20 protein-coding genes are annotated in these 23241 nt (G+C 73.7%); 10 read left to right on the top strand and 10 right to left on the bottom strand.

The features are described from left to right. Positions 1 to 39 precede the first annotated feature (39 nt). From ABZ805_RS23405 to ABZ805_RS23390, 4 genes are all read right to left on the bottom strand, one after another. Complete coding sequence (locus tag ABZ805_RS23405; protein ID WP_358444048.1) at positions 40 to 1440, bottom strand: NAD(P)/FAD-dependent oxidoreductase; 1401 nt, start codon at positions 1438 to 1440, stop codon at positions 40 to 42. Next, positions 1430 to 1669, bottom strand: coding sequence for a DUF6158 family protein (locus tag ABZ805_RS23400; RefSeq protein ID WP_358444046.1), 240 nt, complete (start codon positions 1667 to 1669; stop codon positions 1430 to 1432). The genes ABZ805_RS23405 and ABZ805_RS23400 overlap by 11 nt, the downstream gene beginning before the upstream one ends. Before the next feature lie 15 nt (positions 1670 to 1684). Then, positions 1685 to 2029, bottom strand: coding sequence for a WhiB family transcriptional regulator (locus ABZ805_RS23395; protein ID WP_358444043.1), 345 nt, complete (start codon positions 2027 to 2029; stop codon positions 1685 to 1687). Positions 2030 to 2104: 75 nt separating this feature from the next. Further along, positions 2105 to 2929 (bottom strand): GNAT family N-acetyltransferase, encoded by an 825-nt coding sequence (locus ABZ805_RS23390; protein ID WP_358444041.1) that lies wholly within the window; start codon positions 2927 to 2929, stop codon positions 2105 to 2107. Positions 2930 to 3066: 137 nt separating this feature from the next. On the opposite strand from ABZ805_RS23390, the gene ABZ805_RS23385 reads away from it, so the two are divergent. Further along, positions 3067 to 5040 (top strand): UvrD-helicase domain-containing protein, encoded by a 1974-nt coding sequence (locus ABZ805_RS23385; RefSeq protein WP_358444038.1) that lies wholly within the window; start codon positions 3067 to 3069, stop codon positions 5038 to 5040. A 204-nt stretch (positions 5041 to 5244) separates the two neighbouring features. On the opposite strand, the gene ABZ805_RS23380 is transcribed toward ABZ805_RS23385, so the two are convergent. Then, complete coding sequence (locus ABZ805_RS23380; protein WP_358444035.1) at positions 5245 to 7923, bottom strand: AAA family ATPase; 2679 nt, start codon at positions 7921 to 7923, stop codon at positions 5245 to 5247. Positions 7924 to 8019: 96 nt separating this feature from the next. Between ABZ805_RS23380 and ABZ805_RS23375 the strand changes: the two genes are divergently transcribed. Then, positions 8020 to 8934: an MBL fold metallo-hydrolase gene (locus ABZ805_RS23375; protein ID WP_358444032.1), complete on the top strand. Its 915-nt coding sequence runs from the start codon at positions 8020 to 8022 to the stop codon at positions 8932 to 8934. Continuing rightward, a complete protein-coding gene (locus ABZ805_RS23370; protein ID WP_358444029.1) occupies positions 8895 to 10391 on the top strand; it encodes a carboxylesterase family protein in 1497 nt (498 codons plus the stop codon). Before ABZ805_RS23375 ends, ABZ805_RS23370 begins: the two co-directional genes overlap by 40 nt. A 61-nt stretch (positions 10392 to 10452) precedes the next feature. On the opposite strand, the gene ABZ805_RS23365 is transcribed toward ABZ805_RS23370, so the two are convergent. Both ABZ805_RS23365 and ABZ805_RS23360 read right to left on the bottom strand, forming a co-directional pair. Next, a complete protein-coding gene (locus tag ABZ805_RS23365) occupies positions 10453 to 10650 on the bottom strand; it encodes a ferredoxin (protein WP_358444096.1) in 198 nt (65 codons plus the stop codon). A gap of 11 nt (positions 10651 to 10661) precedes the next feature. Further along, positions 10662 to 11873 carry a cytochrome P450 gene (locus ABZ805_RS23360; protein ID WP_358444026.1) on the bottom strand — a complete coding sequence of 404 codons (1212 nt, stop codon included), beginning with the start codon at positions 11871 to 11873 and terminating at the stop codon, positions 10662 to 10664. Positions 11874 to 11988: 115 nt separating this feature from the next. Between ABZ805_RS23360 and ABZ805_RS23355 the strand changes: the two genes are divergently transcribed. From ABZ805_RS23355 to ABZ805_RS23340, 4 genes are all read left to right on the top strand, one after another. Continuing rightward, positions 11989 to 12675, top strand: a complete 687-nt coding sequence (locus ABZ805_RS23355) for a TetR/AcrR family transcriptional regulator (RefSeq protein ID WP_358444023.1) — start codon at positions 11989 to 11991, stop codon at positions 12673 to 12675. A 121-nt stretch (positions 12676 to 12796) separates the two neighbouring features. Beyond that, positions 12797 to 13426, top strand: a complete 630-nt coding sequence (locus ABZ805_RS23350) for a DUF1453 domain-containing protein (RefSeq protein WP_358444020.1) — start codon at positions 12797 to 12799, stop codon at positions 13424 to 13426. Positions 13427 to 13452: 26 nt separating this feature from the next. Then, complete coding sequence (locus tag ABZ805_RS23345; RefSeq protein WP_358444017.1) at positions 13453 to 14610, top strand: sensor histidine kinase; 1158 nt, start codon at positions 13453 to 13455, stop codon at positions 14608 to 14610. Beyond that, complete coding sequence (locus ABZ805_RS23340; RefSeq protein ID WP_358444014.1) at positions 14607 to 15263, top strand: response regulator transcription factor; 657 nt, start codon at positions 14607 to 14609, stop codon at positions 15261 to 15263. The genes ABZ805_RS23345 and ABZ805_RS23340 overlap by 4 nt, the downstream gene beginning before the upstream one ends. A 41-nt stretch (positions 15264 to 15304) precedes the next feature. Here ABZ805_RS23340 and ABZ805_RS23335 read toward each other — a convergent pair whose 3' ends face one another. After that, positions 15305 to 17299, bottom strand: coding sequence for a helix-turn-helix domain-containing protein (locus ABZ805_RS23335; protein ID WP_358444011.1), 1995 nt, complete (start codon positions 17297 to 17299; stop codon positions 15305 to 15307). A gap of 335 nt (positions 17300 to 17634) precedes the next feature. Between ABZ805_RS23335 and ABZ805_RS23330 the strand changes: the two genes are divergently transcribed. Further along, positions 17635 to 18003 (top strand): hypothetical protein, encoded by a 369-nt coding sequence (locus ABZ805_RS23330; RefSeq protein WP_358444009.1) that lies wholly within the window; start codon positions 17635 to 17637, stop codon positions 18001 to 18003. A 135-nt stretch (positions 18004 to 18138) separates the two neighbouring features. Here the strand turns inward: ABZ805_RS23330 and ABZ805_RS23325 are convergent, their stop codons facing one another. Further along, complete coding sequence (locus ABZ805_RS23325; protein WP_358444006.1) at positions 18139 to 19452, bottom strand: lipase family protein; 1314 nt, start codon at positions 19450 to 19452, stop codon at positions 18139 to 18141. 184 nt (positions 19453 to 19636) lie between these two features. After that, a complete protein-coding gene (locus ABZ805_RS23320; RefSeq protein ID WP_358444004.1) occupies positions 19637 to 20206 on the bottom strand; it encodes a TetR/AcrR family transcriptional regulator in 570 nt (189 codons plus the stop codon). 77 nt (positions 20207 to 20283) lie between these two features. Between ABZ805_RS23320 and ABZ805_RS23315 the strand changes: the two genes are divergently transcribed. Both ABZ805_RS23315 and ABZ805_RS23310 read left to right on the top strand, forming a co-directional pair. Then, positions 20284 to 21783, top strand: coding sequence for an MFS transporter (locus ABZ805_RS23315; RefSeq protein ID WP_358444001.1), 1500 nt, complete (start codon positions 20284 to 20286; stop codon positions 21781 to 21783). Between the two features lie 52 nt (positions 21784 to 21835). After that, entirely contained in the window at positions 21836 to 23044 is a 1209-nt protein-coding gene (locus ABZ805_RS23310) for an MFS transporter (protein WP_358443998.1), read from the top strand. Positions 23045 to 23241 lie beyond the last annotated feature (197 nt).

The raw sequence follows: 23241 nt of genomic DNA, 5'->3' as shown, positions 1-23241 counted from the left end.
TTCAGGGGCGCTCGCGGAGCTGTGCGCTGCGAGGACTGGTCATCCGGCGGGGCCGTGCCCGCTGGGCAGGCCTCTGGTGTTGGCGGCCTTGACGAAGGCGGAGCGCGGGTCGTGGAGTTCGCCGAGGGCGACCGTCTGCCGCCGCAGCGGGATCTCCAGCAGCCAGTCGCCGAGGATGCGGGCCTTCAACCGCAGCGTCGGCAGCTTCGCCAGGTGGTAGGCGCGGTGCAGCAGCCACGCGGGCAGGCCCTTGAGCTTGATGCCGTACACCTCGGCGGCGCCTTGGAACAGGCCGAGCCCGGCGACCGATCCGGCGTAGCGGTGCCGGTAGTCCTGCTGCTCGTGGCCGCGCAGCAGGGCGACGACGTTGTCGGCGAGCACCCTCGCCTGCCGGACCGCGTGCTGCGCGGACGGCCCGCACAGCGCGTCCGCCTTGTCGCTGGTCAGGTCGGGGACGGCGGCGCAGTCGCCCGCGGCGAACACGTCCTGGGTGCCGCGGACCTGCAGCTTCGTGCTGCACTCGACCCTGCCCTTGGCGTCGCGGGGCAGGTCGGAGTCCTCCAGCATCGGGTGCGGCTTGACCCCGGCGGTCCACGCGATGGTGTCGGCGTCGAACTCGTCGCCGTCGGAGAGGACCACGTGCCCGTCGGTGAGGGTCTTCGCGGTGGTGTCGGTCTTCACCTCGATGCCACGTTCTTCCAGGCGGCGGCGGGTGTACTCGCCCATCGGCGCGCTGACCTCGGGCATGATGCGGCCGGTCGCCTCCACCATGATCCAGCGCATGTCGGCGGGTTCGAGGGTGCGGTAGGCGCGGATCGCCTCCCGGGCCATGCTCTCCAGCTCGGCGATGGCCTCGATGCCCGCGTAGCCGCCGCCGATGAACAGGAACGTGAGCAGCCGCCGCCGCAGCTGCGGATCGGAGGTGCTGGCGGCGATGTCCAGCCGGGACAGCACGTGGTTGCGCAGGTAGATCGCCTCGCCGATGGTCTTGAAGCCGACGCCGCGCTCGGACAGGCCCGGGATGGGCAGCGCCCGCGACACCGAACCGGGCACGACGACCAGCACGTCGTAGGTGAGGTGCTCCTCGGTGCCGTCGGCGAGCGTGGCCGTCAGCTCGCGGCTGCGGTGGTCGATGCAGGTGACCTGGGCGGTGAGGACCTCGCTGCGCCGCAGCGCCTGCCGCAGCGGCACCACCACGTGCCGGGGTTCGACCGAGCCCGCGGCCGCCTCCGGCAGGAACGGCTGGTAGGTCATGTGCGACTGCGGGTCGATGACGGTGATCCGCGCCTCGCCCGGTTCGAGCCGCTTCTGCAGGCGCAGCGCCACGGTCAGGCCGACGTGGCCGCCGCCGACGATGACGATCCGCGGTTTCCGGCCCGGCGCGTCCGGGCGCGGCCGCCGATCGTGGGCCGGGTCCGTCTGGTCCGTTTCAGCTGCCATGAACCGGGTCTCCTCTCGCGCCCGCGCGGGTGCGCCGCGGATCCACCTGTCGGTCGGGGTGCCTGCGCAGGTACTCCTGTTCCAGTTCGAACGAACGCGCGGTGTGCTCGCGCAGCGCGTCCGGCGCTCCGTGCAGGAACGTCTCGTTGCGGGTGCGGTGCAGCCGCTCCAGCTCGCGCAGCAGGTCCGGCTCGGCGAGTTCGCGGCCGGGGACTCCGGTGGTGGTCATGTCCGCCTCCGCCGGTCACGCCGCGGCGCGCGGCTTCGGCACCCGCTTCGCCAGCAGGTCCTGCCGTTCCCGTTCGCTGAGCCCGCCCCACACGCCGTACGGCTCCTGCACGGCCAGCGCGTGCTCGCGGCAGGACAGCATCACCGGGCAGCGGTGGCAGATCTGCTTGGCCTGCTCCTCCCGGTTGCTGCGGGCGCTGCCGCGTTCGTTCTCCGGGTGGAAGAACGTGCTGGTGCTCAGGTCGCGGCAGGCGGCTTGCAGCTGCCACTCCCAGGTCTCGGCCACCGGTTTGGGCAGCCGCGTGGTCGCCGTCATCGTGATCACCACCTCGCCGCGGGACGGCGCTGCGTTCGCCAGCACCACAGACGTCATACCCACGGCTCGCAGGGCGGACACATGCGCGGGGCGCCACCCGGGCCCCTCCCGCACCAGGCGTCAGTCGAGCAGCTCGTCCACCCGCCGCGCGTAGGCCGTCACCGGGTACACGGGTTCGAAACCGCACTCCTCGGCGAACCGCTCGGCCGCTCCCCCTTCGTCGCCGTGCGCGGCGACGAGCCGCGCCCCGCGGGCCCGCACCTCGTCGACGACCTCGGCGACCAGGGACGATCCGATGCCGCGGCGCCTGCGGCCCGGCCGCACGACGACCTGCTCGACCAGGCCCACGCCGCGTTCCGCGAAGCCCTGGGCGAACCCGGCGATCCGGTCGGCCTCCGGGTCGTCGACGACGCGCAGCACGCAGCGCGGGTCGTCACCGCGGTGCGCGAGGGTGCGCACCAGCCGCCGCTCCCCGTCGTCGGACAAGCCGGCGTCGTCGCCGATGAGCTCGGCGATGCCGCGCAGGTCGTCGTCGGTGGCGGGCCGCACGTCGCGGCTGGGCGTCTTGGCCTCGCGGTGCAGCAGCGCCATCTGCTCCTCGACGGCGCGCCAGCCGGAGTCGTCGGCGATGCCCTCGATCTCACCGACCGTGGTCGGTGAGGCGTACACGACCGCCTCGGGGCGCCCGGCGTCCGCGAAGGACCGTTCCAGGGTGAGCAGCGTCGTGGCGACCTCGGCGAGCGTGCCCCACAGGCCCACTGCGTGGTTGCCGGCGGGCAGCGGGTCGTCCCGGTTGAGCACCACGGTGGCGGCGCCGACCCGGCCGATGCGGCCGTAGCGGATGGCGCCGGAGGCGAGGCGAGCGGTTTCGACCAGCCCGGCGAGCTCGCGCGCTTGGCGCGGATCGAGCAGGGCTTCGTCATCCGGATCGTGCAGCGGGTCCACACGTCCATTGTGGAGGTAGTGGACCCCGGTTTCGAAGCGCCCTGCGACATTAAGGTGATCCGGCCTCGCAGGTCTCGTTTTCCGCGCAGAAGACCGTAATGTCGATAGAGCACCTGCGTGCGAACCGGGGAGTCTCCGTGACAGGGACCTACGATCACCACCGCGAGCGGCTGCGGCGCCAGGCCGACGAGCAACTGCGCGCCCGACCCCCGTTGCCGAGCTGGCAGAAGCGCGTCGTGGAGCGGTTCGCCGTGGAACGCGGTTCCGGCTGGTACACGCTGCTGAACCAGTTCACCCCGCACACCCCGGACAACCGGCCGGACGCGGTGCTGGTCGGGCCGGGCGGGGTGCTGGTGGTGCTGCTGTGCGAGCACGAGCCGCCGGTGGAGGCGACGCGGGCCGCGTTCGTGTGGACCGCGGAACTGCTCGCGGGCCTCGCCACGCCGCACGGGATGCTGACCGAAGCCGTGGTGCGCACCGTCGTCGTGTTCCCGGAGGGCGTCCGCACCACCGCGGAGGACGGCGAGCAGGTGGTGGTGGCGGAATCCGAGCTGGACCGGGTGCTGGTGTGCGCGGAGCCGGTGCTGGACGGGGCGGATGCGCTGGCCGCGGCCCGGCAGCTGGACAACGGCACGTTCGACCTGACGCCGATCGCCTGGAACCCGCAGCGGATCCCGCAGCCGCGCGGCGCGGGCCAGGTCGGCTCCTCGGACCGGTCCTCCGGGCTGTTCGAGGTGCGGCGGTTGCGGGACGAGCGGGCCGAGCAGGGCCCGCGCGTGGCGGTGCCGGACTGGCGGCTGTTCCTGGACGACGTGCAGCTCGGCGCGGTGCGCAGGCAGTACGGCGGTCCGGCGCGGATCTCCGGGCCCGCGGGCACCGGCAAGTCGACGCTGGCGCTGCACCGGCTGGCGCACCTGGCGCGGCGCGGTCCCGGCAGGCTGCTGTTCACCTCGCACCTGGAGTCGCTGCCGGAGCTGGCGAAGGAGCAGTTCCGGTCGCTGGCACCGCAGGTCGCGCACCGGGTGGAGTTCCGGAACCTGCACGAGTGGGCCGCGGAGCTGCTCGCCGAACGCGGCCGGGACACGGTGGTGGACGAGCAGCGGGTGGACGCCGCGTTCGCCGCGGTGTGGGAGCGGTCCGGGCGGACCGGCCCGCTGGCGGCGGCACGACCATCCAGGCACTACTGGAAGGACGAGATCGACCGGGTGATCAAGGGCCGCGGGCTGGGCACCTTGGAGTCGTACCGGTCGGCGACGCGGCGCGGCCGCGGAGGGCAGCTCAGCCCCGCGTTCCGCGCGCACGTCTGGGAGTTCTACTGCGAGTACGAGCGGGAGCTGTGCGAGCGCGGCATCTACGACCGCAACGACGTGCTGATCCGCGCGCTCGACGAGCTGGGCCGCAAACCGCTGGGCCGGGTGTACTCGGTGGTGGCGGTGGACGAGGTGCAGGACCTGACGCTGGTCGGGCTGCGGCTGGTGCACGCGGTCAGCGGGGACGGGCCGAACCGGTTGCTGCTGGTCGGGGACGGTCAGCAGCAGGTGTTCGCGGGCGGCTGGCGGCTCTCCGAGGCCGGGATCTCGTTGCGCGGGCGCAGCGAGGTGCTGCGGCGCAACTACCGGAACCGGTCGGCGATCGTGGAGGCCGCCGGGGAGCTGGACGCGGTGAACCGGTTCGACGACATCGACGGCACCCCCGCGGTCACGTTGCGGTCCTCGCTGCCGGTGCTCAGCGGCGGTGAAGTGGTGCGCTGGAACGGGATCGCGCAGCGGGAGGCGGTGCTGGCCGCGCTGCGGGGCCTCGACGCGGGCGCGGGCACCGCGGTGCTGACCCGGTCGCGCGCGGCCGCCGAGGAGTGGACCGAAGTGCTCCGCCGCGGCGGTGTTCCGGCGCGCCGGCTCGCCCCGTGGTCGCCGGAGCCGGCGGCGGTGCTGGTGGGAACCCTGCTGGAGGCCAAGGGATTCGAGTTCCGGGCGGTGTTCCTGCCGGACGAGCGCAGGCCGATGGGCTTCTACCGCGACGAACTCGAAGCCCTGCAACGCCAACTCCTGGTCGCCACCACCAGAGCCCGCGACTACCTCTGGCTAGGAGCCCTCGAAGAATCCGACGAGTGACGGCCGACGGCCCATCCTGTCAGCGGCGAAGCCGCTGAGCAGCAACCACGCACGCACCCGGCACCGCCGCGGGGTCTCAGCGGCTTCCTCGCGAGGACAGCGTTTTCGCATGTGGCGGAGCCACCTGTGAAAACGATCCCGCAGCGAGGAAGCCGCTGAGGTTCCGCCACCTCACCCCTCCGCAGAAGGAGCCGACGACGCATTTCACCCGAGCAAGTCTCGGAGTTGGGTTCTTGTGCTCACTCCTAGCTTCGGGAACGACCGGTACAGGTGCGATCCCACCGTCCGGGGCGACAGGTACAGCCGATCACCGATCTCCCGGTTGGTGAGGCCGCGGGCGGCGAGCCGGATGATCTCCTGCTGCTGCGGGCTGAGCCCGGCGAGCGCGTCCGGGGCGGGTGCGGCGGGTTCGGCGCCGCCGGAGGCGCGCAGTTCGGCTTCGGCGCGCGCGGTCCACGGGTCGGCGCCGAGCCTGCGGAAGGTGTCGAGCGCTTCGGCGAGCGGTGCGCGTGCTTCGCTGATGCGGCGCGCCCGGCGCAGCCAGGCCGCCTGGTCGAGCAGGGCGCGGGCTCGTTCGAACGGCCAGTGCGCGGTGCGGGGGTCGGCGAGCGCGGCCGCGTAGTGCGGTTCGGGGTCGGTGGCGAGCAGGGCGCGGGCGTGCTGCAGCAGGGCGTGCCGGCGCGCGGAGCCGCGGTCGCCGAGCGCGCGTGCCGCGCGGTCGACGACGATCTCGGCGTCCCGCCGCACGCCGTGCCCGGTGCCGTGTCCGGGGTCGAGCCGGGTCGCGGCGGCGACGAGTTCGGGCAGCACCGCGATGGACTGGTGGTAGTGCGCGAAGTCGCCGTCCGCGGTGAACGCGCGGCGCAGCTGCGCGTGGGCGGTGGCGTGGTCGCCCTCGGCGGCGGCGACGAGACCGAGGACGTAGCGGGCGCGGACGGCCACCATCCGGCTCGTCGACGGGTCCACCATGGACAGTGCTTCGGTCGCGAGTTCCCGCGCCTGCGCGGATTCGCCGCGCAGCGCGAGCACCGCGGCGTCCATCGTGCGGGAGCCCGCGATGACGTGCGGGAGTTCGGCGCGGGCCCCGTTGTGCACCGAGTCGGCGGCGATGGCGCGCGCCTGCGCCCAGCGGCCGGTTTCGAACAGCGCCCACCCGTGCGCGCAGCCGAGCCCTTCAGGCAGCGGTCCGCGGACCCGCCACTGGTCGAAGGCCTGCTCGAACAACCGCAGCGCGAGCGGTGCCTCGTCGAGCAGCCAGGCGAGGGTGGCGACAGCGATGGCCCGGCCGGGACCGGAGTCGGCTTCGGCGAGCCCGGGCAGCAGCGGCAGCACCCGCTCTCGGCTGCCGAGCGGATCGGCGACGGTCCGCACCCAGGCTTCGGCGACGGGGTCGTGCGGCCCGTCGATGTCGGGGAGGGCGGCGAGGACGTCGTCGCCGCTACCGGGTTCCGCCCAGTAGTAGGCGACGACGGCGGCGGTGCCGAGCGCGTCCAGCGCGGTCGCCGGGTCGCGGTGCGCGAGCTCGGCTGCGGTGCGGGTGAGCTGGGCGAACGCGGCGGCGTGCCGGTGGCTGACGGTGAGGGCCTGCCCGGCGCGCAGTGCGGCGACGGCGAGCAGGCCGGGGTCGTCGGTGCGCGCCACGACGCGGGCGGCGAGCTCCTCGACCCAGCCGGAGCGGGCGGTGAACAGCGCGGAGTTCGCGGCGAGCACCAGCCGCCGGGCCTGGTCGGCGCGGCCGGGGCTGAGTTCGGCGGCGCGTTCGAGGGCGGTGGCGGCGGCCGCGTAGCCACCGCGGCGGCGGGCTCGTTCCGCGGTGTCCTCGAGGCGGGCGGCGACGTCCTCGTCGGGTCCGGTCGCGGCGGCGGCGAGGTGCCAGGCGTGCCGGTCCGGCTCGTCGCGGGTGGCGGCGGCGAGGGCGAGGTGAGCGCGGCGGCGCTGCTCGAACGGCGCCGAGTGGTACAGCGCGGAGCGCACGAGCGGGTGCCGGAACCGGAACCGGGTGCCGTCCCAGCGCACCAGTCCGACGCGTTCGGCGGGCGCCCACCCGTCGCCGGGCGCGTGCACCGGGTCGGGCGTGCCGGCGGCGGCGAGTTCGAGGAGCAGTTCCCTGGTGCGGTCGGGCAGTTCCTGCGCCCGCGCCGCGAAGATCTTCTCCAGCCGTTCGGTGGTGGCCAGCGGCCCGGGCCCGGTGTCCTGCGGCACGGCGGCGAGTTCGGCCAGCGCCAGCGGGTTCCCGCCCGCTTCGGCGAGGACCCGCATCCGCCGCGCCCCGGCCGGGGGCTCGGGCAGCGCGTTGAGGATGCGGTTCGCGTCGAGTTCGCCGAGCGGTTCCAGGCGCAGCACCGGCACACCGTCCATGCCGGGCAGCGGTTCGTCCTCGCGGGCGCCGATGAGCAGGCTCAGCGGTTCGGTCTCGATGCGGCGGGCGAGGAACGCGAGCAGGTCGAGGCTGGCCCGGTCGAGCCAGTGCGCGTCGTCGACGACGAGCGGCCCGCCGTGCTCGGCGAGCAGTTCCAGCGCGGCGAGGCCCAGCCGCAGCACGTCGGGCTCCTGCTCGGTCCCGGCAGCCCCGTCCGTCCCAGCAGCAGTCCCGGCAGCCCCGTCCGTCCCGCCCATGCCGAACGCCCCGCGCAGCAGCGCCGCTTCGGGCCGGTCCGGGTGGCTGCGCAGCAGCGGGGCGAGCAGCCGGTGCAGCCCGGCGAAGGCCAGGTTCGCTTCGCCCTCGCTGCCCGCGATGCGCAGCGCGCCCGGGCCGGCGGCGACGTCGAGCAGCGTGGTCTTGCCCATGCCGGGGTCGCCGGTGACGACCAGCACGTTCCCGGTGCCGTGCGCGGCCCGGCGCAGCTGCGCGAGCTCCCGCTCCCGGCCGATGATCTCCTGCATCCGCGGCCTCCCGGTCATCGACTCTAGCCCCGCCCGGGCAGGTGCAGTCACGTGACGGATACCCCGCGACCTGGTGTGCGGCGCATCGTCGACGGCATGGACAGCATCATGCTGGGAGACGTCGAAGTCACGCGCGTGCTGGAGATCAACGGCCGCGCGATGGGCATGGACGAGTTCTTCCCCGACATCCCGACCGAGGTGTTCGAAGCCGAGCGGGACCTGGTGGTCCCGGACTTCTGGTCGCCCGAGGACAACGGCTTCCAGGCCGCGGTGCAGACGTGGGTGCTGCGCAGCGCGGGCCGCACGATCCTGGTGGACACCGGGGTCGGCAACCACAAGGAGCGCCCGTACTCGCCGCACTGGCGGCACCTGAACACCGGCTACCTGGACGCGCTGCAGCGCGCCGGGGTGCGGCCGGAGGACGTCGACATCGTGATCAACACGCACCTGCACGTGGACCACGTGGGGTGGAACACGCGGCTGGTGGACCGGGATTGGGTGCCGACGTTCCCGAACGCCACCTACCTGCTGCCGCGCCTGGACTTCGAGTTCTGGAACCCGCTGGGCGAGCACCGGCCGAAGAGCGCGCGCAGCCACCAGAACGTGTTCGAGGACAGCGTGGCTCCGGTGCACCAGGCCGGGCTGGCGGAGTTGTGGGAAGGCGAGCGGGTCATCGACGAGAACCTGCGGCTGCTGCCCGCACCGGGCCACACCCCGGGTTCCTCGGTGCTGCACCTGGAATCGGGTTCGGACCGGGCGGTGTTCATCGGCGACCTGCTGCACACGCCGGTGCAGCTGCTGGACCCGTCGCACAACTGCGGTTTCGACGAGGACCCGGCCGCGGCGCGCGCGTCCCGGCGGCGGCTGCTGGAGTTCGCGGCGGATCGCACCGCGCTGGTGGTGCCCGCGCACTTCGGCGGGCACGGCGCGGCGGAGATCAGCCGCGACGGGGACCGCTTCGCGATCGACGCGTGGGCGGCGTTCGACCGGCCGCGCTGGCGGAACCGGTGAGCGCCGTGGTGCGCACCGGCGCGGGCCGGGTGCGGGGTGCGCGGACGGCCGAGGGCCTGGTGTTCCGCGGCATCCCGTACGCGGCGGCCCCGGTGGGCCCGGCCCGGTTCGCGGCGCCGCGGCCCGCGCCGGGCTGGGACGGGGTGCGGGACGCGACGGCGCCGGGTCCGACGGCGCCGTCGCCGCACCGGGATTTCGGCGGGCTGGACATGGGTCCGTTCTTCGGGCCGGGCTGGGTCCGCGGCGACGACTACCTGTCGGTGGACGTGTGGACGCCGGACGTGGCGACGGGCGGGCTGCCGGTGGTGGTGTTCGTGCACGGCGGCGGTTTCGTGTCCGGTGCGGCGCAGGCGTCGCTGTACGACGGCACCGGGTTCTCCCGGGACGGCGTGGTGCTGGTGGCGGTGGACTACCGGATCGGGGCGCCGGGCTGGTTGTCGCTGCCGGGCGCGCCGGACAACCGGGGGCTGCTGGACGTGCTGGCGGCGCTGGGCTGGGTGCGGGCGGAGATCGGCGCGTTCGGCGGCGATCCGGGCAACGTCACGTTGGCCGGCCAGTCGGCCGGGGCGACGCTGGTGGGCGCGGCGCTGGCCGATCCGGCGGCGCGGGGCCTGTTCCGGCGGGCGGTGGTGCAGAGCGGCAACGGGCTCGGCGCGTTCGTGCCCGCGCAGGCGGAGCTGGTCGCGGACCGGCTGGCCGAGGTGCTGGGCGTACCGCTCGCCGAGATGCCGGAGGTGCCGGACGAGCGGCTGGTCGACGCCGTGTCCCGGTTGGGGAAGCCGGACCTGCGGGTGCCGGGCCACCACGATCCGCTGCTGCGGCTGACGCCGTTCGGCGTGGTGCTGGACCGGCAGCCCGCGGTGTCGGTGGCGGCCGGGGACGGCGCGGAGGTGGAGCTGCTGGTCGGGAACAACGCCGAGGAGGGCAACCTGTACCTGTCGGCCGCCGAACTCGATTCGTCCACTGTGGAGGACGCGCGTTCGGTCGCGGCACAGGCACATCCGGATCCGGACCGGCTGGTCGAGGCGTACCGGCGGCAGCGCCCGGCGGCCTCCGGGGGCGAGCTGCGGTCGGCGGTGCTCGGCGACGCCCTGTTCGGGGCGGGCACCCGGGCGCTCGCCGACGCGCACGCGGGACGCGGGCTGCCGACGTTCCGCTACGAGTTCGCGTGGCGGTCCACTGCGCTGGGCGGGCGGCTCGGCGCGGCGCACGGGGTGGAGCTGCCGTTCGCGTTCGACTCGGCGGACGGCCCGCGGCTGCGCGGGGACGGTGCCCTGCTGGGCAAGGGCGCTCCGCCGGAGCTGGTGCGCGAGGTGCACTCGGCGTGGGTCCGGTTCGCCACCACCGGCGACCCGGGCTGGGACCGCTACACCACCCCGGACCGCCCGGTCCGCCGCTTCGCGACCCCGTCCAGCACCGTCACCGACCCCCGCCCGCTGGAGCGGGCGGCGTGGTGAGGCCCGGGTGGACGGCCCGCCTGTCCGCACTCGCCGGGCGGCGGGCCGTCCACCCGGGAGATCAGCCGCTCTCTTCGAGGGACAGCGCGGCGCTGGGGCAGATCTGCACCGCGGTGCGGGCCTGCTCCAGGCGCTCTCCGCCCACCTCGTCGGCGAGCAGCAGCACGATGCCGTCGTCGTCCTGGTCGAACACGTCCGGTTCGGTGAGCACGCACTGCCCCGCCCCGACGCAACGCCCGGTATCCGCGTTGATCCGCACGTCCGCCCCGCTCACCAGGTGACCGGCAGCGCGTACACGCCGTAGATCACCGCGTCGTCCTTGAACGGCAGCTCCTCGCGCGGGCCCGCGAGCGCGAGCGTCGGAATCCGGCGGAACAGCGTGTCGAACACGATCTGCAGTTCCAGCCGCGCCAGGTTCTGCCCGAGGCACTGGTGCGGCCCGTAGCCGAACGCGACGTGGTGGCGGGCGCCGCGGGCGATGTCGAACTCGTCGGGTTCGGGGAACGCGCCCGGGTCGTGGTTCGCGGTGTGGCCGAGGGCGATGACGCCTTCGCCTGCGCGGATGAGGGTGCCGCCCACTTCGACGTCGGCGGTGGCCACCCGGGAGGTGACGGTCTCGACGATGGTCAGGTACCGCAGCAGCTCTTCGACCATCGCGGGCGTGCGCTCCGGGTCGGCCTTGATCGCGGCGAGGCCGTCCGGGTTCTCCAGCAGGGTCAGCGTGCCCAGCGAGATCATGTTCGCGGTGGTCTCGTGCCCGGCGACCAGCAGCAGGGTGCCCATCGCGACGAGGTCCTCGACCTCGTCCGGCCCGGCGTCGGGCATGGTGGCCAGCTGCCTGCCGAGCAGGTCGTCGCCCGGGTCCGCCCGCTTGGCGAGGATCAGGTCGCGCAGGTAGTCCCGGATCGCGCCCGCGCTGCGCACCCGCTCGTCGGCGGGGGTGTTGCGGCTGAGCATCGAGGTGGCGCACGTCTGGAAGAAGCCGTGGTCGGAGTACGGGACCCCGAGCAGTTCGCAGATCACCAGCGACGGCACCGGCAGCGCCAGCGTGGCCACCAGGTCGGCGGGGTGCGGTCCGGTGAGCAGCTGGTCGATGCAGTCGTCGACGATCCGCTGGATGCGCGGGCGCAGCGCCTGCATCCGCCGCACGGTGAACTCGCCGAGGACGGAGCGCCGCACCGGCCCGTGCTCGGGCGCGTCGAGGGACAGCATGTTGGGCCGGAACTCGCTGATCGATTGCTGCTGGCCCGCGACGAGGAACGGGAACGCGGGGTTGCGCCGGTCGGAGCTGAACCGCGGGTCGGAGAGCACGAAGCGGACGTCCTCGTGCCGGGTGAGCACCCACGCCTCGGAACCGGTCTGGGTCCGGACGCGGGAGATGGGGCTGGTCTCGCGCAGCTGCACGTACTCCTCGGGCGGCGCGTACGGGCACTTCCTCGCGACCGGGAAGGTCCGCACGGGTTGTTCGGTGAGGTCGGTCATGGGGTGCGCCTCCCAAGCGGAGAATGCGGAAGGAAATCTTCCGCTTACTCGGCCACCGTACTGAAGTGGAGGATTTCCGTCCACCTCCGAACGGGCGGATGCGACAATACGGCGCGTGACCACGGACTTCTCGGCCTCGACAGGGGAACCACCGCTGCGCGCCGACGCCCGCCGCAACCGAGACCAGATCATCGGCGCCGCCAAGTCGCTGTTCACCTCCGCCGGCCCCGAGGTGCCGATGGAGGAGATCGCGCGCGGCGCGGGCGTCGGCGTCGGCACCCTCTACCGGCGGTTCCCGGACCGCGAATCGCTGATCCGGGCGGTGGCCAGGGACAACTTCGCGAACACGCTCGCGGAGGCCGAAGCGGCCGCGGTGGAGGAAGCCACCGGCTGGGACTCGCTGGTCCGGTTGCTGAAGAGCTCCGACGAGCTGCAGCTGAGCGTCCACCTCGGCATGTCCTCGCCGCGCGCCTGGGACATCGTCAAGGGCGACGAGGTCACCCAGCGGCTGCGGGACTCGCTGCTGGCCACGCTGGACTCGGTGGTCGCCACCGCGCAGGCCGAAGGCTCGCTGCGGGCCGACGTCGGCGCGGGCGACATCGCCGCGATCTTCGCGATGCTGCTGCGGCGGCCCGCACCGGACGACCTCGACTCGCACCGCCTGGCCGAACGCGCCCTGCTGGTCATGCTCGACGGGCTCCGCGCACCCGGACGGCCCAGCGCCGGACTGCCCGGCGAGCCGATCCCGGTCTCCGAGATCCCCCTCCTCAAGCGCGACAAGCGCGCCGCCCGCGACGGGTGAGCCCGCACCCGGGTGGAGACGGATCTCCACCCGGAATACGGTTCGCGCCCCACGACTCGCGCCGCCGGAATTCCTAACGTCGTCGACGACACGAGGAACTCCGAACGAGAGGTGCGGAACCGTGAGCGGTCCCATCGAAATCATCCTGATCATCGGGCTGATCGGCTACGTGCTGGTGCGCCGGTTCACCGGAGAACCGGTCGAGGGCAAGCGGATGCTGCTGGTCCCCGCGGTGATCGCCGTGGTCGGCGCGCTGAACCTGCGGGAGGTGCCGAACACCCCCGAGGCCATCGGGCTGCTGGCGGCCACGGCCGTGCTCAGCGTCGGGCTCGGCGTGGTGCGCGGGTTCAGCGTCCGCATCTACGAGCGCGACGGGCACGCGATGATGCGCTACACCTGGACGACCGCGGTGCTGTGGGTCGTGAACATCGCCGTGAAGCTCGGTTCGGGGCTGCTCGCCGGGGCTGTGGGCCTGCACGCGGGCGGCGGGGTCACGTTCAGCCTCGGGCTGACCGTGCTCGCCGAGGGCGTGGCGATCCTGGCGAAGAGCGCGAGCGGCACCGGCCGCATCCCGTGGTCCCGCGGCAAGCGCGGCGGCGCACCCGTCACCTCGCCGATGCTGGACGCGGTGCAGCAGAAGGCGCGCGCGGCGGGCGAACTGCGCGGGATGCGGAGCTTCGCTCCGGTGCTCGACGGGCTCCGCGACGCGGCGGCCGAGCGGCGGAACTCGCACCCCGGTGCCCGGCGGTGACGAGCCCCGGAGGAACATCGCGGCCGATGAGCACCACCTCCACCGGGCGGCACGCGCCGCGGATCACCGACCACCTGCTGCGCCCGCTGGTCGTCTGCTTCCTCGCCGCGCTGCTGGTGGTGCAGCTCCTGGACGCCCCGCCCGCCCACTTCACCACCCTGGTCTGGGTGACGAGCGCGGTGACGGTCGTGGCGGCGTGCGTGGCCGCGATCCCCTGGCGCGGCGGACCCGAGTGGGCGCGGGTCGTGGTGGTGGCGGTGTACGCGCTGGCGGGCGCGATGGTGTTCGCCCTCGCGCCGCGGACCGTCGGTGCCGCGTTCGTGTTCATCGCCTGCGCGACCGCCGGGGACAAGCTCAGCTCCAGGCGCGCCGCGCTGGCCGTCGCCGGGGCGAGCACCGCGGCCGCCGCCGCGGCCACCTGGACGTTGGAGTTCTGGTTCCAGATCCCCGACGGGCCGCCGTGGTGGCTGGCGCTGACGGTGAGCCTGCCGCTGTACATCGGGATGGCGCGCCGGGAGCGGATCAGCGCCCGCGCCGCGTCGCTGCTGGCCGCCGAGCAGACCCACCGCGCCATCGCCTCCGAAGCGCGGGAGGCAGCCCTGGAGGAGCGCAGCCGGATCGCCCGCGAGATCCACGACGTGCTCGGCCACTCGCTGTCCGGGGTCGCCGTGCAGCTGGACATGGCCGACGCGCTGCACGCGGGTGGCCGCACCGACGAGGCGAACGAGGCGGTGCGCCGGGCGAGAGCGCTGGCCGTCACCGGGCTCGGCGAGACGAAGCGCGCGGTGCACGCGCTGCGCGAGGGCGCGCTGCCGCTGGCCGACACCCTGACCCGGCTCGCGCAGGACGGCGCCGCCGAGCTCGAGATCCGCGGCGACGCCGAGGACGTGCCGGTCGAGATCGGGCAGGCCGTCATCCGCACCGCGCAGGAAGCGCTCACCAACGCCCGGCGGCACGCCCCGGGTTCCGGGGTCGAACTGCTGCTGGAGTGCACCGCCGAGTCCGTCCGCTTCACCGCCACCGACGACGGCCCCACCGGAGCGGTTCCGGACGGCGACCAGGGCGGCGGGATGGGCCTGGTGGGGATGCGGGAACGCGCCGAGCTGCTCGGCGGCACGCTGCGCGCGGTCCCGCGCACCCCGCCCGAAACCGGTTGGACCGTGCGGATGGAGCTGCCCCGATGACCCCGACCACCCCGGTGAACCCGATCAGGCTGCTCGTCGTCGACGACCAGGCCGCCGTGCGCGACGCGATGGCCGTGATGCTCGGCCTCGACCCGGGCATCGACGTGGTCGGCACCGCCGAGAACGGCGAGCTCGCCCTCGCCGCCGCCGCCGAGCACGCCCCCGACGTGGTGCTGATGGACCTGCACATGCCGGTGATGGGTGGGGTGGCGGCCACCGGGAAGCTGCGCACGACGCGGCCCGGGGTGCGGGTGGTGGTGCTGACGACCTTCGAGGACGACGAGTCGATCCTCGCCGCGCTGCAGGCCGGCGCGCAGGGCTACCTCACCAAGGACGCGGACCGGGCCACCATCGTGCAAGCGGTGCGCAGCGCGCACGCCGGGCATTCGGTGCTGGATCCGCAGGTGCAGTCCCGGCTGCTGGAGCTCGCGACCCGCCGGACCGCGGCGCCGCCGGAACCGCCCGCGGCGCTGACCGCCCGCGAACGCGAGGTGCTGGACCTGATCGGGCACGGCCTGCGCAACGGGGAGATCGCCCGGCACCTGCACATCAGCGAGGCGACGGTGAAGACCCACATCAACAACCTGTTCGGCAAGGCCGACCTGCACTCCAGGGCCGACGCGGTGCGGCTCGCGCTGTCCCTCCGCGGCTGACGTCCCGCCGGCGAGCAGGACCTCGCGCCGGTCGCGCTCGCTCATCCGGCGCGCAGCAGCACGGGGCTGCCGGTGACCTCCAGCCGCTCCCCGCTCCGGAGCCGGTCGCGGGAACCGTCCAGCCGCTGCACGACCGCCATGCCCGGGTCCGGCGCCATCTCCGCGGTCCCCTCGTGCGTCCACCGGACGACGAAGGCCTTGCCACCGCGGTCGAACCGGCACTGCCAGACGTTGTCCGGCAGCAACGCCTCGCCCCCGCGCCCGCAGGAGCTGATCCGCGCGCCGCGCAACCACTCCCGCAGCTCGCCGACGTACCGCCCGGCCTCGGTCGGCTGGAATCCGGCCACCTGCAACGGGATCGGCACCTTCCCGCCGCCCCAGCTGTAGAAGTAGACGCGGTCGTACTCCAGCCACAGCCCCATCAGGTACCAGCGGACGGCGAAGTCGGCGGCGAGCTCGGCGGGGACCGCCGGCTCGTACGGGTTGTCGACGCTGACCCCGGTGTTCCACATCCGCGGTCTCGCGCCGCCGCGGTGCAGGGTCGCCTCGATCCGGGTGGCGAGCTCGGCCATGCTCTCCGGCGGGTCGCCCATCCGGCGGGGGTGCAGCTTCACCGGCGCCGCATCGCAGTGGTCGTAGCCGCGCAGCACGGCGAACCGCTCCAGGTGCGCATCGGCCACCGGATCCCACAGCTCGCCGAAGCCGGGGCACACCACCTGCGCCCGCGGATCCAGTTCCCGCACCACCCGGCCGCCGATCTCGGTCATCTCGACCAGGGTCTCGACCGAGCCGTCGAAGTTCGGCGGTCCGAAGTCCCACAGCTCGTAGGCCTCCACCCGGCCCGCGGCCCGGGTCACGACGGCGGTCACGAACCGCTCCCAATCGGCGAGGTCGTCGGGCGGCCCGTTCCGGGAATCATCGGGGTACGCGGAGCGCTGCCCGCGCGGGCTCGCCCAGCCCGGTGTCCCGCCGAAGGTGAACACCACCGACACCCCGGCCTGCCGGGCGGAGTCGAGCAGCCGGTCGAGGGTCCGCCAGTCGTAGCGGCCGCGCTCCGGTTCGAGGGCCTGCCAGCGCGTCCCCGAATCCCACAGCCGCACCGAATCGACCGGGAACCCCGGCATGTCCCCGGTGGCGCTGTTCAGGGTGACGCCGACGAAGTCGGGGTCGATCTCCGCGGGCACGTCGGTCCAGTTCGGCGGGAGGCCGCTCAGCGGACGCGGCCCCGATCCGGCGCGCAACGAGTACGCGAGCAGCACCAGCGCGAGGCACGCCGCGACCGCCGACACCGGCAACCACCACCGGCGGCCCCGGCCCGGTGACCCGCCCGCGGGGGCCGGGGCGGGTTCGGCGAGGTCCGGTCGCGCGGGAACGAGGCCGCGGCGCGGTGGCGCGGTCGGCGGCGGACGGAGCAGCGCGGCGGAGCCGGAACCGGTCGACGGTGCGGCGGAGCCGGGACGTCCGGCTCCGCCGGGAAGCTCGCCGCCGGGAGATCCGGTACTGCCCGGCGGTCCGGCGACACCGAGCGGCCCGGCCACATCCGGCGGCCCGGCCACTTCCAGCGGTTCGACGCCCGGCATCCCGACGACTTTCGGCCCGCCCGACGGCCCGACGACCTCCAGCGGTTCGACGATCTCCGGCGGCCCGACGACATTCGACGGCCCGGCCACATCCGGCGGTTCGGCCACATCCAGCGCCCCGACGACCTCCGGCGGTTCGGCGACGGCGGTGGACACCGCCCCCGGTTCCGCACCGCCACGAGCGGCCCGAGGAACCGGTTCCGCGGCTCTCGCCCGGCGTGCCCGCTCCCAGCACCGGTGGAGGCGGGCGAGCTCCGCCGCAGTCGCCCCGCAGGCGGTTGCGATCGCTTCGACGGCACCGAAGTTCTGCGGCGTGCCCTGCCCGCTGCAATACCGGTGCACCGTGGATCTGCTCAAGAAGGTGCGCACCGCGATCTGCTCGTAGCTGCGTCCGCTGCGCCGCTTGAGCTCGTCGAGCTGGCGCGCGACGTCGCCGCCGCGCTCAGGTCCGGCCATCCCCCAGGCTCCCCTCTGCTTCCGATGGCCGCGGAGTCTTCCACGGGACGTCGTCCCGGTGATCCCGATTCGTCCCAAGATGGCCCGATCAAGGCTGGTCACGAAGGCCCTTTCATCCCAACGTCCCAAGGACGTCCCACCCGGTTGTCCCAACGCGGACGATCTCGGGAACCTGTGTCCACGCGGTTCGACGCCGCGTACCGGGGGCCACTGGGGGCGAGGTCGGGCGATCGCGGGACGTGCTGGTCACGTCGCGATCGCCCGGCCGGAATCCGCTGCCGTTCCCCGGCAGGGACGAACGGCGGGACATTCCCGCGGGAACAGGGGGAAACACCATGAACAAGACGAAGCGCCTGCTCGTGGCCGGGGCCATGATGGCCGGTTTCGCCGGCACGCTCACCGCGCCGGCGGTGGCCGCACCGGCGGTGGCCGGCGACGCATCGATCGCCGCCCAGTGCGGGAAGACCTACCGCATCAGCCAGCCCTTCGGGCAGAGCACGTTCAAGGTCACCTGCAAGTCGGGGACCCTCACCATCCGCGGGTACGTCAAGGACACCAAGGCGGACGGCAAGTGCGTGTGGGTGGTGGGCCAGGTCGGGAACAAGTCCTTCCGCAGCGGCAAGGCCTGCCCGAAGGGCAAGTCCGTGTCGTACGCCGCGACCGGCAAGGGCAACAGGCTCGTCATCGGCCTGCGGGCGGCCTGACGGACGAGTGCCGCCCCTTCCGCGTGGAAGGGGCGGCACTCCACTCTCGGGTGCTCCGGATTCTCGGGTGCTCCGGGCTCACGAGCACTCCGGACTCACAGGTGCTCCGGGACCCGCGGTGCTCGGAGCACCTGGTCAGCGGATGTTCATCCGCTCGGACAGCTGCGGCAGCAGCGGCCGGTTCTCGTCGACGGGGATCTCCGGGTCGGCCGGGGCCTGGTCGAGGTTCCCGCAGTTGGATTCGGCGGCCTTCCCGGCGAGCCGGTCGTCGATCCACTGGAACGCGCGCGGGAAGGAGGCCACTGCACCACCGATGTGCGTCGGCCCGAGGTTCGGCGCGAACTGCACGTCGGCCCCCGCACCGCACCAGTCGCCGGCCAGCGTTTCGCCCTGGTCGTAGGGGATCACGTCGTCGAGCCGGCTCTGCGAGACGAGCACCGGGAAGCCGGGGGCGGTGCGCCCGATCCGCTGCTCGGCGACGACGTCGGAGAAGGGTTCTTCGTCCAGGTAGTCGGTGATGGGCCTGCCGTCGGCGCTGTAGTCCTTCGAGTCGGCGAAGGCGAACTTCGCGATGCCGTCGATGGTGCAGGAGTTCTCGACGTCCTCGCGGAACTGCTTGCCCGTGTCGTTCAGGTAGGGGTCGAGGTCGATGTCGTACCCGGAGGCGATGCCGACGAGGGCGTAGCCGAGGAACGCGGCGTAGGGCCCGGTGTCGAGGTTCTCGCCCACGCCGCCGAGTTCGGCGGGCACGGCGCCTGCCGCGGCGCCCTTGATGTCGAGTTCCGGCGCGTAGCTCGCGGCGAGTTCGGCGGCGGAGGCCGAGCCGCCACCGCCTTGGGAGTAGCCGTAGAGCGCGACCGGCCCGTCGTCCGGCACGTCCGCGTCGGGCAGCCGCTGCGCGGCCCGCACCGCGTCGAGCACGGCGTTCCCGGTGACTTCGCGGTTGACGTAGGTGTGCGGACCGGGCGTGCCGAGGCCTTGGTAGTCGGTCATCGCGACGGCGTAGCCCTTGCTGAGCATGGCCTTGATGAAGAAGCCCTCGTACTCGGTGCCGTTCGCGAGCTGCCGGGACGGCGCGCAGTGGTCGGCCATGCCCTGGGTGCCGGGCGCGTAGCCGATGACGGGCCGCTCCCCGTCGCCCGTCCAGTCGTCCTTCGGCGTGATGACGGTGCCGGTGACCGCGATCGCCGACCCGTCGCGATCGCTGGAGCGGTACATCATCCGCTGGACGTCGGCGTCGACCGGGATCGTCTTGAGCGGGTCGAGGAAGTACTCGGACGTTTCGGAACGGATGACGTCACCGTTGGTCCCCGGTAGTTCCGCTGGCGGCTCGTAGAACGGCGGACGTTCCTCGGCGGGCGCGGCGGAGGCGGTCGCGACGGCGAACGACACCCCGACCGCGGCTGTCAGCACGGTCGTGGCCGCGCGCTGGAACGGGCGGAGGTTCACGGGCTACTCCTCGTCGAGTGGCGAACCGGATCGACCTACTGCTCAGTAGGTCTACCTGGAGCGTGACCCGGGACACGAAGTGCTGACAATCACTCCGGCTACCCCGGGGTAACTTCGCAACCTCTTCGCAACCAAACATGCACCCGCAGTGATGATGGATCACGATCCGTGCACCGCCGGGAGCTCAGTCGTGCTCGGCCACCGCCGCGTCGACCATCGCGATGAGGTCGGCTTCGAGGCGCGCGCGGATCCGCGGTTCCAGCTCGGACGCCCACAGCGGACGGTCGCCGACGCCGTCGGCCGCGGCGATCACGAGCGCCTGGGTCGCTTCCGGAACGCCGTCGGCGTCGAGGTCCCGCTGCCAGCGGAGGTCGTCCTCCTCGGCCAGCTCGACCACTTCGGGGACCACGTAGAGCTGCGCGATCAGGCTGAACCGCTCGCGGATCTCGTCGGCGTCGACGATGGCCGTGCTCGCCCGCACGTAGGCCCGGGTGAGCCTGCCGGGCACGCCTTCGGGATCGGCGAGGTGCGCGTGGACCTCACCGCGGAACAGGTCGATCTGCTCCTGGGCGATCGCCACCAGCAGCGCCTGCTTGCTCGCGAAGTGGTAGACGAGCCCGCCCTTGGACACCCCGGCCTCGCGGGCGATCACGTCGAGCGTGGCGCCGAGCCCGTGGTGGCGGATCACGCGCTTGGCCGCGTCGAGCAGGATCCGGCGGGTGTCCTCGGGCGAGCGCCCGCTTGTTCGACCCATGCGGCCATCCTTCCTCACCGTCCCCGGCGAGCCGCACGACCTGAAAACTGCACCGACTGGTCAGTACAGTATCGCTCATGCAGCTGGATTCCGGAGCGCGTCCGCAGGCGCTCGCCCCGCGCAGGCGCTGGGCGGCGCTCTCGGTGCTGGCGATCGCGGTGCTGGTGCTGGCGATCGACAACACCGTCCTGTACCTGGCGGTGCCCGCGTTGACCGCGGACCTCGCCCCGTCGGCCGCGCAGGTCCTGTGGATCGGGGACGTCTACTCGCTGGCACTGGCGGGCCTGCTGGTGGTGATGGGCTCGCTGGCCGACCGGGTGGGCCGCAAACGGCTGCTGCTGGTCGGTTCGGCCGCGTTCGGGGCGGCGTCGCTGCTGGCGGCGCTGTCGACGAGCGCGGCGATGCTGATCGCGGCCCGGCTGCTGCTGGGGGTGGCGGGGGCGACGCTGATGCCGTCGACGTTGTCGTTGCTGCGCAACATCTTCCCGGACGCCGCGGAGCGGACGAAGGCGATCGCGGTGTGGTCGGCCGCGGCGGGCGGCGGCGCCGCGGTGGGCCCGCTGGTGGGCGGCGTGCTGCTGGAGAACTTCAGCTGGGGCTCGGTGTTCCTGATCAACGTGCCGGTGATGGCGGCGCTGGTGGTGAGCGGGACGTGGCTGCTGCCGGAGTCGCGGGATCCGGATCCGGGCCGGTTCGACCTGCCGTCGGCGCTGCTGTCGATGGTCGCGATCGTGCCGGTGGTGTGGGCGATCAAGCACACCGTCGCTTCCGGTGCCGACGCCGCCGGCGGGCTGGGGCTGCTGGCGGGGCTGGCCGGCGGCTGGGCGTTCGTGCGCAGGCAGCGGCGGCTGCCGGTGCCGCTGATCGACGTGTCGCTGTTCGCGCGCCCGGCGTTCAGCGGGTCGGTGTTCGCGGGTTTCATGGCGGTGTTCGCGCTGATGGGCCTGCTGTTCTTCTTCTCGCAGTACCTGCAGCTGGTGCGCGGTTTCGGGCCGTTGGCGGCGGGTCTCGGGGAGCTGCCGAGCACGGTGGCGGCGATGGCCGCCGTCGCGGTGGTGGGCTGGATGTCGCGCCGCCTCGGTGCCGGCCGGGCGATCGCGGTGAGCCTGCTGCTGGTGGCGGCCGGGCTGGTCGCGATCGCGGCCGCGGAAGGCGCCGATTCCTACTTCTGGCTGGGCTTGGCGCTGGTGCCGACCGGGCTGGGCGTGGGGATCGCGCAGACGTTGACGACCGACGTGGTGGTGTCGTCGGTGCCGCCGCACAAGGCGGGAGCGGCGTCGGCGATCTCCGAGACGGCGATGGAACTGGGCGTCGCGCTGGGCATCGCGATCCTCGGGTCCCTGGTGTCGCTGCTGTACCGCTCGGCGCTGCCGGCTGCCGAGGGGCTCTCCACCGCGGGGCGGGCGGCGTTCGCGGATTCGCTGGCGGCGGCGTCTTCGGTGCTGCCGCCGGATTCGCCGCTGCTCGCGGCCGCGCGCGACGCCTTCACCGGGGCGATGCAGACCACGTCGCTCACCGCGGCCGCGATCACCTTCGCGGCGGCGCTGGTGGCGGCGAGGACGATCCCGCGGGGCTGAGCGCGGCGAAAACGCCTGGGCTGCCGCGGAGGTTTCCGGAAGCATCCCGGGCATGGGCGACGAGTTCGCGGTGAAGTCCACCTACGGCCAGGTCTTCGCGGTGGCGCAGTTCCGCGCGCTGTTCGCGGCCCGGCTGCTCGGCGTCCTGGCGGACACGGTGCGGTCGGTGGCGCTGGCGGTGCTGGTGTTCGGCCGGACGGGTTCGCCGCTGCTGACGGCGGTGGCGTTCACGATCGGCTTCCTGCCGCAGGCCGCGGGCGGGCTGTTCCTGGCGGCGATGGCCGACCGGTTCGCGCCGCGCACGGTGATCGCGGCGGGCTACGGGGTGCAGTGCGCGATCGGGGTGCTGCTGGCGTTCGGGAACCTGCCGGTCGGGGTGGGCCTGCTGCTCGTCGCGGCCGCCGCCTGCCTGACGCCGGTCAGCACGGGGGCCGCGGCCCGGGTGCTGGCGGCGGTCCTGGCCGGGGACTCCTACGTGCTGGGGCGTTCGCTGTCGTACCTGGTCGCGGTCGCGGCTCAGCTGGTGGGCATGGCGGCGGGCGGTGCGCTGGCGGCGGGGCTGGGCGTCGAGTGGACGATGCTGCTCACCGCGGCGGCGCACCTGGTGGCGGCGGTGCTCAGCGCTCTGTTCCTGGCGCGCACCGAGCCGGCACGCACCGAGGTGGCGCGGCCGCGCGGGTCGATCGTGCTGGACACGCTGCGGGGCAACGCCGAGCTGCTGGCCGCGCCGCGGGTCGCCGGGCTGATCGCGATCCAGTGCCTGCCCGCCGCCCTCCTCGCCGCCGGCGGCAGTCTGGTCATCCCGTACTCCGCCGAACGCGGCTTCACCTCGGCGGAAACCGGACTCCTCCTGGCGGCGACCTCGGCGGGCATGCTCGCCGGAGACGTGGTGGTGGGCCGGTCCTGCTCCCCGCGAACCCGGGAACGGCTGGTGCTCCCCCTGCTCCTGCTCATGGGTGCACCGCTGAGCACCGTGCTGCTGAACCCGCCGTACCCGGCGGTGGTGGCCGCCTACGCCCTCACCGGCACGGGATCCGCCTACCTGCTGGGCTTGCAGCGCCACTACCTGGCAGCGGTCCCCGATTCCCTGCAGGGCCAAGGTTTCGCCCTGCTCAACACCACCACCATGACGGTCCAAGGCCTGGGCCCGCTCCTGTTCGGCCTACTGGCCGAACACCTCCCCCTGAACCACACGATCGCCCTCGTAGGAGCAACAAGCGCCCTGACAGCCCTACTCCTAAGAAGAACGACCCACCACTGACCACCCCGAAGAGCACGCCCCCCAACGACCAACCCCCAACGACCAAAGGCCAAAGACCAAACCCCCGCAAACCCGAAGACCAAGCCGCTCCCCGAAGGCCGAAGGCCGCGGCGCCCGGGCGGGGGCGGGCCGCGGCGGCGGCGCGGGGGCGGCCCACAGCGGCACGCGGGGCCGGGGGGCGGGGGGGGGAGGAGGGG

The sequence above is a fragment of the Saccharopolyspora sp. NPDC047091 genome (genome assembly GCF_040643635.1).
Lineage (GTDB): Bacteria > Actinomycetota > Actinomycetes > Mycobacteriales > Pseudonocardiaceae > Saccharopolyspora_C.
This window is presented reverse-complemented; position numbering and strand designations above follow the sequence as displayed.

Excerpts from the sequence above, each read along its gene's own strand:
- ABZ805_RS23380 (WP_358444035.1), bottom strand. The coding sequence starts at position 7,923 with ATGCAGGAGATCATCGGCCGGGAGCGGGAGCTCGCGCAGCTGCGCCGG.
- ABZ805_RS23360 (WP_358444026.1), bottom strand. The coding sequence starts at position 11,873 with ATGACCGACCTCACCGAACAACCCGTGCGGACCTTCCCGGTCGCGAGG.
- ABZ805_RS23315 (WP_358444001.1), top strand. The coding sequence starts at position 20,284 with ATGCAGCTGGATTCCGGAGCGCGTCCGCAGGCGCTCGCCCCGCGCAGG.
- ABZ805_RS23335 (WP_358444011.1), bottom strand. The coding sequence starts at position 17,299 with ATGGCCGGACCTGAGCGCGGCGGCGACGTCGCGCGCCAGCTCGACGAG.
- ABZ805_RS23340 (WP_358444014.1), top strand. The coding sequence starts at position 14,607 with ATGACCCCGACCACCCCGGTGAACCCGATCAGGCTGCTCGTCGTCGAC.
- ABZ805_RS23320 (WP_358444004.1), bottom strand. The coding sequence starts at position 20,206 with ATGGGTCGAACAAGCGGGCGCTCGCCCGAGGACACCCGCCGGATCCTG.
- ABZ805_RS23375 (WP_358444032.1), top strand. The coding sequence starts at position 8,020 with ATGGACAGCATCATGCTGGGAGACGTCGAAGTCACGCGCGTGCTGGAG.
- ABZ805_RS23310 (WP_358443998.1), top strand. The coding sequence starts at position 21,836 with ATGGGCGACGAGTTCGCGGTGAAGTCCACCTACGGCCAGGTCTTCGCG.
- ABZ805_RS23330 (WP_358444009.1), top strand. The coding sequence starts at position 17,635 with ATGAACAAGACGAAGCGCCTGCTCGTGGCCGGGGCCATGATGGCCGGT.
- ABZ805_RS23345 (WP_358444017.1), top strand. The coding sequence starts at position 13,453 with ATGAGCACCACCTCCACCGGGCGGCACGCGCCGCGGATCACCGACCAC.
- ABZ805_RS23405 (WP_358444048.1), bottom strand. The coding sequence starts at position 1,440 with ATGGCAGCTGAAACGGACCAGACGGACCCGGCCCACGATCGGCGGCCG.
- ABZ805_RS23400 (WP_358444046.1), bottom strand. The coding sequence starts at position 1,669 with ATGACCACCACCGGAGTCCCCGGCCGCGAACTCGCCGAGCCGGACCTG.